Here is a 15,045-nt window from a genome sequence, read left to right as displayed (position 1 = left end):
ATCCGATCAGCCATGCAAAGCGCAAGCCCAGCCAGCCAGCCCCCGCTACCCATCCAGCCGCCGCTGGAGGTCGGCCACCATTTCGAATCCGCCGGCCGCACCATTACCGAAAGCGACATCGTCAACTTCGCCTGCCTGTCGGGCGATTTCAACCGCCTGCACGTCGACCACGAATACGCCAGCGCCACGCCCTTCGGCCAGCGCATCGCCCACGGCCTGCTGGTGCTGTCCGTGCTGTCCGGGCTGACCACCCAGTCCAGCGGCTACCGCCAGCTGGAGCCCTACGTGCTGGCGCTGATCGACATCAACTGCCGCTTTCCCAAACCCACCTTCATCGGCGACACCATCGTGGTGCGGGTAACGGTGACGGAAAGGACGAAGCAGTACCGGCCCGGCAAGGACAAGGTGGTGTTCCGGCGCGAAGCCATCAATCAGCGCGGCGAGGTAGCGGCCCAGGCCGACTTCGCGATGGTGCTGCGTTCCATGGAGGGTCAGGCATGAAGCCGTTCGCAGACCTCAGCCGCTTCGTCAATCCGCGCAACATCGCCGTGGTCGGCGCGTCCGCCCGTGAATCCAGCCAGGGACGCCGCCTTTACGACAACCTGGCGCTGCATTCCTCGGTGCCAGGCGAGATATACGCAGTCAATCCCGCTTACCAGGAGATAGGCGGTCGGCCTTGCTGGCCTTCCATCAGCGCCTTGCCACAGGCCGAGATCGACGTGGCCCTGATCATGATCAACGCCTCGCTGGTGCTGGATGCCTTGCGGCAATGCGCGGCGCGCGGGATTCCTTTCGCGGTGGTCATGACCTCCGGCTTTTCCGAGGCGGGCGAGGAAGGCCAGCGGCTCGAACGCGAGATCGCCGAGCTGTGCGAAGCCACCGGCCTGCATGTCTACGGGCCGAACTGTCCGGGCTTCGTCAATGTCCGCGACCGGCTGGGCATGACCTTTTCGCCCGCCTTCAAGGACGATCTGAATACCGGCTCCATCGGCCTGGCAACCCAGGGCGGCGGACTCGGCCGCAACCTGCTGCAAGGCCTGTCCTACGGCCAGGGCGTGGGCCTGTGGTTTTCCGCCGGCAACGAGGTCGACCTGGAGATTCCTGACTTCATTGCCCACATGGCGAACGATCCGAAAACCAGCGTGATCGCCTTGCTGATGGAAGGCGTGAAGGATGGCAGGCGCTTGACCGCCGCGCTGGAGCTGGCGCGCGCCCGCAACAAGCCGGTGGTGGTGCTGAAGGTCGGCCGCTCCGAAGCCGGCGTGCGCGCCGCGCAGTCGCATACGGCGTCGGTAGCCGGCACGGCCGCCGTCAACAGCGCGGTGTTCCGCCAATTCGGCGCTATCGAAGTGGACGACCTGGACCAGTTGCTGGCGGTCTCGCGCCTGCTCACGCGCATCACGCCCAAGAGCGGCAATGGCCTGTGCATCTATACGTTTTCGGGCGGGACCGCCGCGCTGGCCGCCGATATCGCCGGCGCCGCCGGCCTGCCGATGGCGTCCTTCGCGCCCGAGACCAAGGCCGCCTTGCGCAAGCTGCTGCCGGACTTCGCCAGCATCGACAACCCCGTCGACACCACCGCCGACATCCTGCGCAACCCCGAGGCCTCGGCGGCCTGCCTGCGCGCCATATGCGCCGACCCGGCGGTGGGCACGGTGCTGTTCCCCATCCCCATGGATTACGGTTCCATCACCGACGGCATGGCGCAGGCCATCGCCACGGTGGCGGCCGAAACCGAAACCCTGATCGTGCCGGTCTGGATGAGCCGGCGCCTGGGCGGCGGCTTCCAGCTGCTGGAAACCGCCGGTTTGCTGCCGTTCCTGTCGCTGTCGGATGCGATCGCGGCGCTGTCCAAGGCCATCCCTTGGAAACGGCCCGACCGCAGGGCGGTTGCGCCCCCCGCGCACGTGGACGCCGCTACCAGCCAGGCCTGCATGCTCAGCGAAGCCGCGGCCAAGGCGATGCTGCGCGCGGCCGGCCTGCCGATACCTGAAGGGGTGGTGGCCGCCAGCGCCGACCAGGCGGCCCGCGAAGCCGAGCGCCTGGGCTTTCCCGTGGTGATGAAGGTGGTCAGCGCCCAGATCGCGCACAAGACCGAAGCGGGCGGCGTCAAGCTGGGCATTGCCAGCGCCGGCGCGGCGCGCGAAGCTTATGCCGCCATCCGCGAATCCGTCGCGCGCCATCATCCCGATGCCGTCATCGACGGCATCCTGGTGGAACGCATGCTGCCGCCGGGCGGCCGCGAGGTGCTGGTCGGCGTGCACAGCGATGCGGCCTTCGGCCTGGTGCTGACCTTCGGCCTGGGCGGCATCTTCGTCGAGACCATCCGCGACGTGGCGCACCGCATGGTGCCGCTGTCGCGCGACGATGCTCGCGCCTTGCTGCGCGAGATCCGCCATGCCGACGTGCTGGACGGCGTGCGCGGCCAGGCGCCCGCCGACCTTGCCGCGCTGGAGGACCTGATCCTGAGGGTATCGGACTTTGCCTGGAGCCGCCGCGACGCCTTGCAGGAACTGGAGCTCAACCCGGTCTGGGTCGGCGCCGAAGGACAGGGCGCGATGCCGCTGGACGCGCTGATCGGCCTGCGCCCCGGCGCGGACGCCGGCCTGGAGCAACGCCCATCATGACCGCCGCCGCAACGCCCTCCTCGACCATATCCGCCTAGGACTCGCATGGACTTCTCACTGGACTCCACCCAGATCGAATTGCGCGATTCGCTGCGCCGCTACCTGGCGGCCGAAGTCGCGCCCATCGTCAACCGCTACGAGGCCGAAGCCCGCGTGGTGCCGCAGGACATGGTCCGCGCCATGCGCGACTTCGGCCTCCTGGGCGGCATGCTGCAGGAAAAGGACGGCGGCTACGGCCTGCCGATGACGACCTACGGCGTGCTGATAGCCGAGCTGGCGCGCGTCTGGCCGTCGCTGCGCAGCATCGTCAGCACCAGCAATCTCGCGGCCTCGGTGCTGAGCGACGGCGGCTCGCCCTATCTCAAGGAAAAGTACCTGCCGCGCGTCCTGTCGGGCGACGCGATCGCCAGCTTCGCGCTCAGCGAACCCAATATCGGTTCGGACGCCGCCCATGTCGAAACGCGCGCGGTGCAGACCGAGACCGGCTGGCGGGTCAACGGCCGCAAGCTATACATCAGCCTGGGCACGGTCTGCGAGCTGGGCGTGGTATTCGTGCAGACCCAGCGGGATGGCGGCGAACGAGGCGTGTCCTGCCTGCTGTTCGAGCGCGCCATGCCGGGCTTCTCGTCCAGCCCCATCGACAAGATGGGCATGCTGAGCTGCCCGCTGGGCGAGCTGCTGTTCGAAGACGTGGAAATCCCCGCCGCCAACCTGATCGGCACGGAGGGCAAGGGTTTCGCGCTGGCCAAGAAATACCTCAACATCGGCCGCTGCGTGGTGGCGTTTTCCGCGCTGGGCATCGCCGAGGCCGCCTATGAGGCGGCGGTAAAATACGCCGGCGACCGGGTCCAGTTCGGCCGGCCCATAGGCGGCTTCCAGCTGGTGCAGCATATGATCGCCGACATGATGACGCTGGTCGAAACCTCGCGCCTGCTGTGCTGGCGCGCCGCCGACGCGCTGGACCGCAACGCCGCCGACAGCCAGATGCTATGTTCGATGGCCAAGCGCCATGCCACCGACGCCGTGCTGCGCGTGGCGGAACTGTCCATGCAGGTGCATGGCGGCGCGGGCTACACCACGCTGTTCCCCGTCGAGCGTCATTACCGCGACGCCCGTCACCTGAGCATTGCCGAAGGCACCAACCAGATCCAGGCCCTACTCATGGCGCAGAGCGTACTGGGCATTTCCGCGTTGAAATGACCAACTACGCAAACGCCCAGGCCGGCTCCCCTATCCACTCCGACATCCTATGCCGCAAATCCTCCCTACCGCACAGCGCGTGCTGCAAGTCTTCGAAGTCTATGCGCGGGAACGCCGTCCCCTGACGAATTCGGAAATGGCGCGCTTTCTCGACCTGGCCGACAGCAGTTGCTCGGACCTGCTCTACACGCTGCGCCAGGCAGGCTACCTGCTGCGCACGCCCAAGTCGCGCTACTTCCACCCGACCGGCCGGCTGCTCGACGTGGCCCAGGGCATTTCGGCGGCCGACCCGCTGCAGGCCTTCGCGTCCGAAGCGCTGGAGATCCTGACGCGCCAGTCCGGCGAATCCTCGATGTGCGGCCTGCTGGACGGCAACAAGGTGAAGATCTACGCCAGCCAGGAAAGCCCGCGCGCCTTGCGCTACGTGGTGCAGCCCGGCACCACCTTCGACCTGCAGGTCGCGGCGCTGGGCAAGGCGCTGCTGGGCGAGATGGACGCGGCGGAACGCAATGCGCTGATCGACTCGCTGCCGTATGAGCACGTCACGGCCAGCAGCATCACCGACCCCGCCACCTTGCGCGCGCAGATCGAATCACAGCAGGCCAAGCACTATTTCAACAGCCGCGACGAAGGCAATGAAGGCGTGTCGGCGGTTGGCATCGCGGGGCGCGTGGGAGGCCAGCTGACGGCCCTGTCCATCGTCGGCCCGACCCACCGCATGGACGCCAACATGGAGAAGTACGTCCAGATCATCCTGGACGCGCGCGCTGAATTTTTCGAATCCTGAGAACCCGACACATCATGGAGTGACGATAGGCATGGCTGGTCCCCTGAGCGGATTTACGGTGGTGGAGATGGCCGGTATCGGACCTGGCCCCTTCTGCGCCATGATGTTGGCGGACATGGGCGCGGACGTGATCCGCATCGACCGGCTTGCGCCCGGTTTCCTGGGCGGCGGCGGCACCATCATCGACCGGGGCCGGCGCACGATCGCGCTGGATCTCAAGAAGCCCGGCGCGACCGACATCGTGCTGCGGCTGCTGGACCAGGCCGATGCCCTGCTGGAAGGCTTCCGGCCGGGCGTGATGGAAAGGCTGGGCCTGGGGCCGGACGAATGCCTGGCGCGCAATCCGCGGCTGGTGTACGGACGCATGACGGGCTGGGGCCAGGACGGCCCGCTGGCGCAGGCGGCCGGCCATGACCTGAACTACATCGCCATCACCGGCGCGCTGCACGCCATGGGACATGCCGAACTGCCGCCGACGCCGCCGCTGCATCTGGTCGGCGACATGGGCGGCGGCGCGATGATGCTGGCCTTCGGCGTGCTTTGCGGCCTGCTCGAGGCCGGCCGCACGGGCCGGGGCCAGGTGGTGGACGCAGCCATCTGCGACGGCGCGTCCCTGCTGGCCAGCGCCTACCACGGCAAGCTGCGGGACGGCGGCTGGGTCAACCAGCGCCAATCCAACATGCTGGACGGCGGCGCCCATTTCTACGGCTGCTATGCCTGCGCGGATGGCAAGTACGTCTCCATCGGCGCGATCGAACCGCAGTTCTACCGCCTGCTGCTGGAGCGCTGCGGCATCGACGACCCGGACTTCCAGCAGCAATGGGAACGCGCGCAATGGCCGCAGCTGCGCGCCAAGCTGGCCGGCATCATCGCGGGCCGGACCCGCGAACAATGGTGCGCGCTGCTCGAAGGCACGGATGCCTGCTTCGCGCCGGTGCTGGACTTCGAGGAAGCGCCGCGACACCCGCATCATCAGGCGCGCGGCAGTTTCATCGAAACCGGCGGCATCGTGCATCCCGCCCCCGCGCCGCGGCTTTCGCGCACGCCCGGGCAGGCCCGCGCAGTGCCCACACCCGGCGCGCACACGGAAGAATTGCTGGCGGAACTGGGCCTGGCGCAAGCCGAGATCCAGGCCCTGCGCGAACGCGGCGCCATCGCCTGAGCGCCCGCGGCAGCTTGCGGCCCGGTCCGCGTGGCGCGGCCCGGCCATCATGGAAGGCAGACATGGAGACCGATCCGATGCAAGTCATCTCTAGCGAGTTCAAGACCCTGCTCTATGCCGTGGAAGGCGGAGTCGCCACCATCACGCTGAACCGCCCCGCCCAGCGCAACGCGCTGGACATGGTCATGCGCGAAGAGCTGGCCCATCTGGTGGGCGAAATCAGGCGCGACCGCGGCGTGCGCGTCGTGATCCTGGCCGGCGCCGGCGGCGCCTTCTGCTCGGGCGGCGACATTTCCACCATGGGCTCCGGCGGCTCCGCCGAGGAAGCGCGCGAGCGCATGGCCAGCCTGCTGCTGACGATAGAAGGCCTGATCACGCTGGACCGGCCGGTGATCGCCGCGGTCGACGGCCCGGCCTATGGCGCCGGACTGGGCCTGGCCCTGACCGCCGACCTGATCCTGGCCTCGCCGCGGGCGCGCTTCTGCCTGTCCTTCCTGCGGCTGGGGGCCATCCCCGATTGCGCCACCATGTATACCCTGCCGCGCATGGTGGGATTGCAGCGAGCCAAGGAACTGGCCTTCTCCACCCGCGAGTTCGGAGCGCAGGAGGCCCGCGACATGGGCATCGTGTTCGAGATCCAACCGCAGGAGGCCATCCACGAACGTGCGCGGCAGATCGCGCTGTCCATGGCCGAACTGCCCATGGCGGCGCTGGCGATCACCAAGCGCGGCTTCAATGCCTCGCTCAACAGCGACCTGAACGCGATGCTGGACCTGGAAGCCGCCGGCCAGGGGGTGGCCCGTTCCACCGACTATCACCGCGAGGCGGCGGGCCGATTTCTCGACAAGGTGGCGCAACGCTTCCAGTGGCCTGCGGCCGACGCCAGATAAGGCATATCGTTTTCTTCGAGCGCGGCGCCCGCCGCTCTGCTTCTAGCCCGGGGGGCGCGCACTTGCCCGCCGCGCCAGCGTGCAGTAGTACTCGGCCGCCGGCGTCAGCGGCAGGCCGGCGCGCTGCACGATGCATACCGGCGGCGCCGGCAGCGGTTCCTTGACGCGGATTTCCTGGAACACGCCTTGCAGCAGCGGATACCGCAACCATTGCACCGGCAGCATCATCAGCAGGTCGGAATTGGTCAGGGCGGTGATGAAGGTCAGCGCGGACTGGGCCTTCAGGGCCAGGTGCGGCGGCGGCAGGCCATGCTTCTCGAATAGCGGACCCAGCTCTTCTTCGGCCTTGTGCGTGATGGAGGTGGTAATCCATTGCGCCCCGGCCAGGTCACGCAGGGAGCGGGCGCGCGCCAGCGGATGGCCCTTGCGGCCGATGATCACGCGCGTGTTGTCGAAGAGCTTTTCCACCTGTAGTTCGCCAGGCGTGCGCGTGGGCACTGGCCCGATATAGAAGTCCACGGTGCCGTCCAGCAGGGACGCTTCCACCAGCGGGTAGACCCCGTCGATGATTTCCAGATGGGTGTCCGGGTAGCGCGCCCGGAACTCGCGCAATACTTCGGCGAACAGTCCCAGATGCGGCGCCGTAGACATGCACAGCGTGACCCGTCCGCGGGATTCCCCGTTCAACTGGCCGATCTCGTCGCGCGCGCGCTGCAGCTCATGGCGTATGGCGTTGGCCCGCCTTAGGAACACGGCGCCCATGGGGGTCAGGCGCACGCCCTTGGCATGCCGTTCGAATAGCACGCACCCCAGCTCTTTCTCAAGTTCGCGGATGCTGCGCGAGATGGCCGGCTGCGGCGTGTCCAGATGCCGGGCCGCGGCCCTGACGCCGCCGCGTTCGGCCACGGCCAGGAAATCCCGCAGGGTGTTGAGCTTCATGCCAAGTGATTCAGATTTGATATCGATAAGCCAATTCTGCCATCTTTCAGCATCGGCGGCATAGGCCTAGGATGCGTCCAAAGCCTGCAAGGAAAGCAGGCAACCGAGGAGACCGAAGGTGGAGAAGCGAGCCTCGCCCCGCGTGCTGATCGTGGGCGCCGGACCGGCCGGACTGAGTCTGGCGATCGAACTGGGGCACAGGAAGATTCCGTGCCTGCTCATCGAGCGCAATGACCGCGTGGGATACGCGCCGCGCGCCAAGACGACCAATGTGCGCACACGCGAACACCTACGCCGCTGGGGCATCGCCGACCGCCTGCGCGCGGCATCGCCGCTGGGCGCCTACTACCCCTCCAACGTCGTGTTCTGCACCCGCCTGGCCGGCTTCGAGCTCGCGCGGCACGAGAACGCCATGTATTGCGCCCCCGGCCGCAATCCGCTGTACTCGGAACACGCGCAATGGATTCCCCAATACACCGTGGAAGAGGTCTTGCGTTCGCATGCGGCCTCCCTGCCCGGCGTGGAGATACGGTTCCGCTCCGAACTGCTGGACCTGACGCAGGATGCCGGCGGCGTGCGCGCCCGCTTGCGCGATCTGGCGCAAGGCCGCGACATCGAACTGGAAGTGGATTACCTGGTGGGAGCCGACGGCGCCCGCAGCCTGGTGCGGGACCTGATCGGCACGCGCATGGAAGGCAGCTACGGGCTGTCCCGCAACTACAACATCGTGTTCCGCGCCCCCGGACTGGCCCAGGCTCATCGGCACGGACCCGCCATCATGTACTGGCAGATCAACGGCGATGCGCCCAGCCTGATCGGCCCGATGGACAGCGGCGACACCTGGTTCTTCATGCCCACTCATGTGGACCCGCAGCGGCGCGCCAACGACATCGACGCGCGCGCCATGATCGCCCGCGCCACCGGCATCGACCTGCCTTACGAGGTGCTCAGCAGCGACGAATGGACCGCCAGCAAGCTGCTGGGCAACCGCTACCGCCAGGGGCGCGTCTTCCTGGTGGGCGACGCCTGCCATCTGCATCCGCCCTTCGGCGGCTATGGCATGAACATGGGGGTGGCCGACAGCGTGGACCTGGGCTGGAAGCTGGCCGCGGCGCTGCAAGGCTGGGGCGGCCCCGCCCTCATCGACAGCTATGAACGGGAACGCCGGCCCGTGCACCAATGGGTACTGGACGAAGCCGAACACAACCATTCGATTCTCGGCAATCATTTGCTGGCCGACCATCTTGAAGACGCCGGCGCCGCGGGCGAACAGGCCCGCCAGGAAGCCGGCGCGCGCATCTGCGCGGCCAAGATGCGCGAGTTCGCCACCCTAGGCGTGGTGCTGGGCTACCAATATGGGGACTCTCCCGTCATCGTGCCTGACGGCAGCCCCGAGCCGGCCCGGGACTTCATCAACTACACGCCGTCGTCCCGCCCGGGCGCCCTGGCCCCGCATGCCTGGCTGCACGACGGCAGCTCGCTGTACGACCATTTCGGTTCGGGCTTTACGCTGCTGGCCTTGCCCACGGCGGCCGCCCGCGACGTCGATGCCGCCGTATCCGCGGCGCGGGCCGCGGGCGTGCCCTTGACGCTGATCCGCCCGGACGAAGGCGGCGTCGCCAACCTCTACCCCGCCCCCCTCACCTTGATCAGACCCGATCAGCACGTCGCCTGGCGCGGCGCCGCCTGGCCGGATACCGACCTGTACGCCCAGGTGACGGGGCGCACCTGAAACCACGACCGGCGGCGCGCTGCCCCGCGCCACCGCAATCCCAGTCTAGCGAGATCCGCCACCAAGGCGGACGACACAGGAGACCAACCATGATCCGCAATGAAGATCTGGCGCATGCCGAACAGGCTGTCGCCGGCTTTCGCAACCGCGTCCTGCCCTTGCTGTTCGCAGGATATCTGCTCAACTTCCTGGACCGCACCAACATCAGCTATGCGCAGCTGCAGATGGGCGCGGACCTGGGCATCTCCCTGGCGGCCTACGGGTTCGGCGCGGGACTGTTCTTCATCGGCTACGCCAGCGTGTGCGTGCCCGCCAACTTGGCGCTGCAACGCTTTGGCGTCAGGCGCTGGCTGGCCTGCATGTTCCTGGCCTGGGGCCTGGTCTCCTGCCTGATGGCCGCGCTGCACGGCGAAAAATCGTTCTACGCGCTGCGCTTCCTGCTGGGCGTGACGGAGGGCGGTTTCATCCCCGCCGTCAATTTCTACATCGCGTCCTGGATTCCGCCGCGCTACCGCAGCCGCATCAATTCGATCTTCATCATGGCGCTACCGCTGGCCATGATCTTCGGCGGGCCGCTGGCGGGCGCGCTGTTGAAGATCGACGTCGGCATGCCGGGCTGGCGCTGGCTGTTCCTCATCGAAGGCCTGCCCACCATGCTGCTGGGCCTGCTGATCCTACGCTACCTGCCCGGCACGCCACGGGAGGCCCATTGGCTCAGCGACGACCAGCGCCAGGGTTTGCGCGCCGTCATGGAACACGAGGCTCCCGCCCGCGCCGCCTCCCCCTCCGCTTCCTGGACGCACGGATTCGCCGTCTTCCGCCAGCCCATGCTGTGGGGCTTGCTGCTGATCTTGCTGGCCGCGTATGCCGCGACCTTTGCCCTGGCGTACTTTCTTCCCACCATCCTCAAGCAGCTGTATGGCATCACGCCGCTGGAAATCGGCGCGCTGCTGATGATCCCCAACGTCGTGGCGCTGGTGTTCAGCTACGTGGTCGGGCGCAGCAGCGAACGCACCGGCGACATCCGCTGGCACCTGGCGATCGTCTGCCTGGCGGGCGCGGGCGGCTTCCTGATGCTGCACGGCGCGGCGACGGTGTCCCTGGCGGCGTTCCTCGCCGTGGTATCCATCATCACCGGCTACACCATCGCGTACTACGGTCCGCTCAATGCCGCGGTGCAGAACTACATCGGCGCAAACGCCGGCCCCCTGGCGCTGGTGACGACCATTGGCTCGCTGGGGGGCTTCTTCGGCCCGACCTTGACCGGCGCGGTCATGCAGGCCAGCGGCGGCGAATGGGAACTCGCGGCCCAGGTGTTCGCCCTGGCGACGCTGGCGAGCGCGGGCCTGGCAATCCTGTGCGTGCGCAACCGGCGCGCGGCGCCAGCCGCGCAAGCCGCGGCCTCCGGCACCTGAAATCCACACAACCTACATAGCGAGTCAGACATGAGCACGAATACTCAAGCAAGGATCGCCGTCATCACCGGCGGCGCAAGCGGGATCGGCCAGGAATGCGCGCGGCAGTTGCGCGCCGAAGGCTGGCAGGTCGTGGTGTGGGACCGGACCGCCGCGGATGACGCCGTCGCCGTCGATGTTTCGGACTACGCCAGCGTGGCCCGCGCGGCGGCACGGCTGGACGGCGTAGACCTGCTGATCAACGCCGCCGGCATCGCCGGCAGCCGTGCCCCGGTTGCGGAAAAGGACCCGGCGGAATGGGCCCAGGTCCTGGCGGTGAACCTCAACGGCACCTTTTATTGCGCGCATGCCCTGTACCCGGCGCTGCGCGCCCGCGGCGGCGTCATCGTCAACATCGCATCGGTGGCCGGCATGGTCATGATGAAGGGCCGCGCCCACTACGCCGTGTCGAAGGCCGGCGTCGCGACGCTGACGCGGTCGCTGGCCAATGAATGGGCCGAAAACGGCATCCGCGTCATCGCGGTGGCGCCCGGCTACGTCAAGACGCCCTTGATCCAGCATTCCATCGACGCGGGCGAACTGGACGAGGCGCGGCTTGCGGCCATGCATCCGCTGAACCGCCTGGCAACCACCCAGGAAATCGCGGCGTCGATCATCGCGTTGACCAGGCCGCCGTTCCTGTTCATGACCGGCTCGATCGTCACGATCGACGGCGGCATGACACTGGGTAAATAGTGCGGGGTATCGCGCGAAAGCAACAGATTGTCCCCAAATTTTCCAGCAACCCCCTTTCCATGAAATAAACCGTCACATATTACGATTACTTTCAATACATAATCTACGCAAGAAAATGCCACCGGCGTAGGGGGCCCGCTCTTGCGATGAAAGTCCTTTCCATATTCGGGACCCGTCCCGAAGCGATCAAGATGGCCCCCCTGGTGTCCGCGCTACAAAGCGAACCCCGGATCCAGAGCGTCGTCTGCGTGACGGGCCAGCATCGCGAGATGCTGGATCAGGTGATGGCCCTGTTCGACCTGCGGGCGCAGCACGACCTGGACATCATGGTGCCTAACCAGACGCTCAACGGCCTGTTTGCGCGGCTGATCAGCCGGGTGGACAGCGTGCTGGAGGCGGAGCAGCCCGATTGCGTGCTGGTCCACGGCGACACCAGCACCGCATCGGCCTGCGCGCTGGCCTCCTTCCACCGCCGCGCCCGCATCGGCCACGTCGAAGCCGGCCTGCGCACCGGCGATCTGGCCAAGCCCTTCCCCGAGGAAATGAACCGCCGCGTGGTCGACGCGGTGGGCGACTGGCTGTTCGCGCCCACTGCGCAATCGCGCGCCAACCTGCTGCGCGAGAACCTCTCGGGACGCATCACGGTCACGGGAAATACCGTCATCGACGCGCTAGCCCTGACCTGCGCCAAGCTCGCGCCCGAAGGCGCGCTCGCGCAGCAATTGGCGGCGCGCTACGGCTGGCTGGATCCGCAGCGCCGCCTGCTGCTGGTCACCGGGCACCGGCGCGAGAGCTTCGGCGAGGGCTTCCGGAACATCTGCGCCGCCCTGGCCGAACTGGCGCGGCGCGAGGACCTGCAGATCGTCTACCCCGTGCACCTGAATCCGCAGGTGCGCAACGTGGTGATGGCGCAGCTGGACGGCCTGTCGCGCGTACATCTGATCGCCCCGCTGGATTACCTGGACTTCGTCTGGTTCATGCAGCGCGCCTACCTGATCCTGACCGACTCGGGCGGAGTGCAGGAAGAAGCGCCCTACCTGGGCAAGCCGGTGCTGGTGATGCGCGACGTCACCGAACGCCCGGAAGCCGTGCAGGCCGGCACGGTGACGCTGGTCGGCACCGATACGCAGCGCATCCTGGCCGAAGTGAACCGCCTGCTCGACAACCCGGAACTGCACGCCTCGTTCTCACGCCGCATCAATCCCTATGGCGACGGCCTCGCCAGCCTACGCATCGTCGACGCGCTTTGCGGCCGCGCCGTATCCGAGTTTGCGCCTCAAGCACCGGCCGCGGCCCGTTAGCCGCCCCACGCCCCTCACCACCGGAGCCCTCATGCCCCATGCCCCGCACTCCCCCGCCGCCCGCACCCTCTGCCGCGCCCTGATCGCCGCCGGGTTGCTGCTCCCCTTGGGAGCGATGGCCAGTCCCGCGGGCGACGCCTTGCGGCGCTTGCTGGGCGACGACTGGGTCACGCGCGACACCAGCCTGGAAGACCTGGGCATCCGCGAACCGGTGGTGCTGAGCAACAGCGACGCGCGCCAGGAGTTCTACCTGCCGGTGCCGCGCGGCGTGCCGATAGCCGACGCCACGCTGGACTTCGACGCGCGCTACATCAAGGGCGAACCGGGCCGCGCCAGCATGGTGCTGTGGGTGGACGGCGTGCCGCAGACGGCGCAGCGCATCGCCGACGGCGAGGGCTCGGCCACGCGCAAGCTGAGCGTGGAGCAACGCGTGCGCGACACCGGCTTCGTGCGGCTGGCGGTGGACTGGCAATCGGAGATCGCGCAGCGCCAGTGCGAAAGCAACCGCGCCACCGCCAACGCCTTGATGGTGTCGCCGCGCACGCGCCTGAGCTACCGCTACGACGCATCGGCCATCGGCAGCCTGGACGAAGCCTGGAGCACCCTGCCCGGCAAGCCCGTGCTGATGGTGGCGGGCGCCAAGCTCGACCAGCAGGCCTTCGACAGCGCATGGCGCATGGGCGTGGCGATGGAGCGCAGCGGCAAGCGGGTTGCGGTTCGCGCCTTCCCGGCAGTCGGCGACGAGATCGACACCCGCGGCCTGCAGGCTCCAAACGGACTGGGGCAGGTGCCGGCTTTCGCAGCCCTGGCGGCCAGTGACAAGCACAAGCTGGGCAACGCCGCGGAGATCGGCGCGCTGCTGGTCATGGGCGCCCCCGCCGTGAGCGGCGACGTGGTGATCGCCGACGCCGCGCTGCGCGCCCGCTACAACGAGGCGCTGGACGCCTTGCAGGCGCAATTGGCGCAGGACGCCGACGCCGCAGAGGCCTTCAAGGCCTGGCGCCAGCGGCGCATGCCCCTGGCCGGCCAGGACCTGCCCTCCAAGGAGATCCGCCTCGCGCCGCTGGGCCGGCAGGCGGTCATCGCCGTGGCCGCCGATGCCGGCGCGCAGGGCGCGGGCGCCTTCGACACGGCTTGGCGCCGCATCCTGGTCACGCGCCAGGCTCAGGTCAAGACGGCCGAACCGCCGCAAGCCTCGGGCGAAGACGGCATGCGCCTGACCGCGCTGGGCGGATCGTCCGCCAGCTTCGACGTGGTCGCGCGCGGCGACTGGAACGCCACGTTCGCGCTGGCCGCGGTGTCGGCGGACGGAAGCATGCCGGACGAACTGGTCATGGACCTGGCCGCCGCGCCGGGCGCCTCCGCCACCCGCCCGGTCGCCTCGGTGTTCTGGAACGGCATCCTGCTGGCCGCCAAGCAGATGGACGCCGACGGCCATCCCGAACGCCTGACGGCACGCGTGCCCGGCTACGCCCTGGGCCTCACCAACGCGGTGCGCGTCACGTTCCAGCGCCAGCCGGTATCGGTCGATTGCAACGAAATCCCGCAAGGCTATCCCGTCAACGTGCTGCCCACCAGCTACGTGAAGCCGGGCCGCGCGCAGCCGGACGGCACCTTCGTGGGACTGCTGCCGCTGTTGGCGGGCAGTCCCCAACTGCTGATCCCCGACGGCTATCTGGCCGACGCGCCGGCCAGCCTGCAGCGCGTCATCGGCATCGCCACGGCCAGCGGCCTGTCCGCCACGCGCGCGGCGCTGTCGCTCACGCCTGCGGGCCAGGCGGCCAAGCCCGGCGGCCCCTTCGTGGCGATGGAAGTCGCGGTGGATGGCGCCAAACCCATGGTCAAGGTCACGGACCGCAAGCAGCTGACGGTGGACGGCAAGAACGCGCCCTGGCTCGACATTTCCGGCCTGGACAACCTGAGCACGGCCGAAGTGGTGCGCGCGGGCGGCCAGGACGGCCTGCTGTGGCACACGCTGGGCCAAAATCCGGTGATGCCGCAGGCGCCCTTCGTGCTGAACCGCGGCAACATCGCCATCATCGGCGCGGCGGGACCGCTGGCCTGGATCGACAGCGCCAATCCCGCGGCGGGCCAGCCGCCGGGGGCGGGCGCAAGCGCCTTCTTCGAATGGCGCAACTACCTGTCGTGGAGCGTCCCGGCGATGAGCGTGGGCCTGCTGGTCCTGCTCCTGATCCTGATCGCCGCATTGCGCGTCACCCGCAGGAAGAACAAGGACAGCAAGTAACCCGGAGGCGCC

12 protein-coding genes are annotated in these 15,045 nt (G+C 68.3%); 11 read left to right on the top strand and 1 reads right to left on the bottom strand.

Translation table 11 applies throughout. The features are described from left to right. The first annotated feature begins 12 nt into the window (after positions 1-12). From N5C88_RS23505 to N5C88_RS23480, 6 genes are all read left to right on the top strand, one after another. Positions 13-501, top strand: coding sequence for a MaoC/PaaZ C-terminal domain-containing protein (locus tag N5C88_RS23505; protein ID WP_280016340.1), 489 nt, complete (start codon positions 13-15; stop codon positions 499-501). Beyond that, entirely contained in the window at positions 498-2,627 is a 2,130-nt protein-coding gene (locus N5C88_RS23500; RefSeq protein ID WP_280016339.1) for an acetate--CoA ligase family protein, read from the top strand. Before N5C88_RS23505 ends, N5C88_RS23500 begins: the two co-directional genes overlap by 4 nt. 45 nt (positions 2,628-2,672) lie before the next feature. Further along, a complete protein-coding gene (locus tag N5C88_RS23495) occupies positions 2,673-3,827 on the top strand; it encodes an acyl-CoA dehydrogenase family protein (protein ID WP_059374553.1) in 1,155 nt (384 codons plus the stop codon). Positions 3,828-3,876: 49 nt separating this feature from the next. Next, on the top strand, positions 3,877-4,614 hold the full coding sequence (locus N5C88_RS23490; protein ID WP_059374555.1) for an IclR family transcriptional regulator C-terminal domain-containing protein: 738 nt from the start codon (positions 3,877-3,879) through the stop codon (positions 4,612-4,614). 31 nt (positions 4,615-4,645) lie between these two features. After that, positions 4,646-5,776 (top strand): CaiB/BaiF CoA-transferase family protein, encoded by a 1,131-nt coding sequence (locus N5C88_RS23485; protein ID WP_280016338.1) that lies wholly within the window; start codon positions 4,646-4,648, stop codon positions 5,774-5,776. A gap of 62 nt (positions 5,777-5,838) precedes the next feature. Next, the gene (locus N5C88_RS23480; RefSeq protein WP_059374559.1) at positions 5,839-6,666 is read left to right on the top strand and encodes an enoyl-CoA hydratase/isomerase family protein; all 828 of its coding nucleotides are present in this window, start codon (positions 5,839-5,841) and stop codon (positions 6,664-6,666) included. A gap of 42 nt (positions 6,667-6,708) precedes the next feature. On the opposite strand, the gene N5C88_RS23475 is transcribed toward N5C88_RS23480, so the two are convergent. Further along, positions 6,709-7,605 carry a LysR substrate-binding domain-containing protein gene (locus tag N5C88_RS23475; protein WP_118933423.1) on the bottom strand — a complete coding sequence of 299 codons (897 nt, stop codon included), beginning with the start codon at positions 7,603-7,605 and terminating at the stop codon, positions 6,709-6,711. A gap of 118 nt (positions 7,606-7,723) precedes the next feature. Between N5C88_RS23475 and N5C88_RS23470 the strand changes: the two genes are divergently transcribed. The 5 genes from N5C88_RS23470 (at position 7,724) to N5C88_RS23450 (ending at position 15,033) form a co-directional block, all read left to right on the top strand. Further along, positions 7,724-9,337 (top strand): FAD-dependent monooxygenase, encoded by a 1,614-nt coding sequence (locus N5C88_RS23470; protein WP_280016337.1) that lies wholly within the window; start codon positions 7,724-7,726, stop codon positions 9,335-9,337. A gap of 89 nt (positions 9,338-9,426) precedes the next feature. Further along, on the top strand, positions 9,427-10,752 hold the full coding sequence (locus N5C88_RS23465; RefSeq protein WP_059374563.1) for an MFS transporter: 1,326 nt from the start codon (positions 9,427-9,429) through the stop codon (positions 10,750-10,752). 30 nt (positions 10,753-10,782) lie between these two features. Continuing rightward, a complete protein-coding gene (locus N5C88_RS23460; RefSeq protein ID WP_280016336.1) occupies positions 10,783-11,487 on the top strand; it encodes an SDR family NAD(P)-dependent oxidoreductase in 705 nt (234 codons plus the stop codon). Between the two features lie 146 nt (positions 11,488-11,633). Continuing rightward, a complete protein-coding gene (gene wecB / locus N5C88_RS23455; RefSeq protein WP_280016335.1) occupies positions 11,634-12,788 on the top strand; it encodes a UDP-N-acetylglucosamine 2-epimerase (non-hydrolyzing) in 1,155 nt (384 codons plus the stop codon). Positions 12,789-12,819: 31 nt separating this feature from the next. After that, positions 12,820-15,033 (top strand): cellulose biosynthesis cyclic di-GMP-binding regulatory protein BcsB, encoded by a 2,214-nt coding sequence (locus N5C88_RS23450; protein WP_280016334.1) that lies wholly within the window; start codon positions 12,820-12,822, stop codon positions 15,031-15,033. Positions 15,034-15,045 lie beyond the last annotated feature (12 nt).

The sequence above is a fragment of the Achromobacter sp. GD03932 genome (assembly GCF_029839485.1).
GTDB classification, from domain to species: Bacteria; Pseudomonadota; Gammaproteobacteria; order Burkholderiales; family Burkholderiaceae_B; genus Achromobacter; species Achromobacter bronchisepticus_A.
Note: the sequence above shows the minus strand (reverse complement) of the source record. Positions and strands in the feature narration are given on the sequence as shown.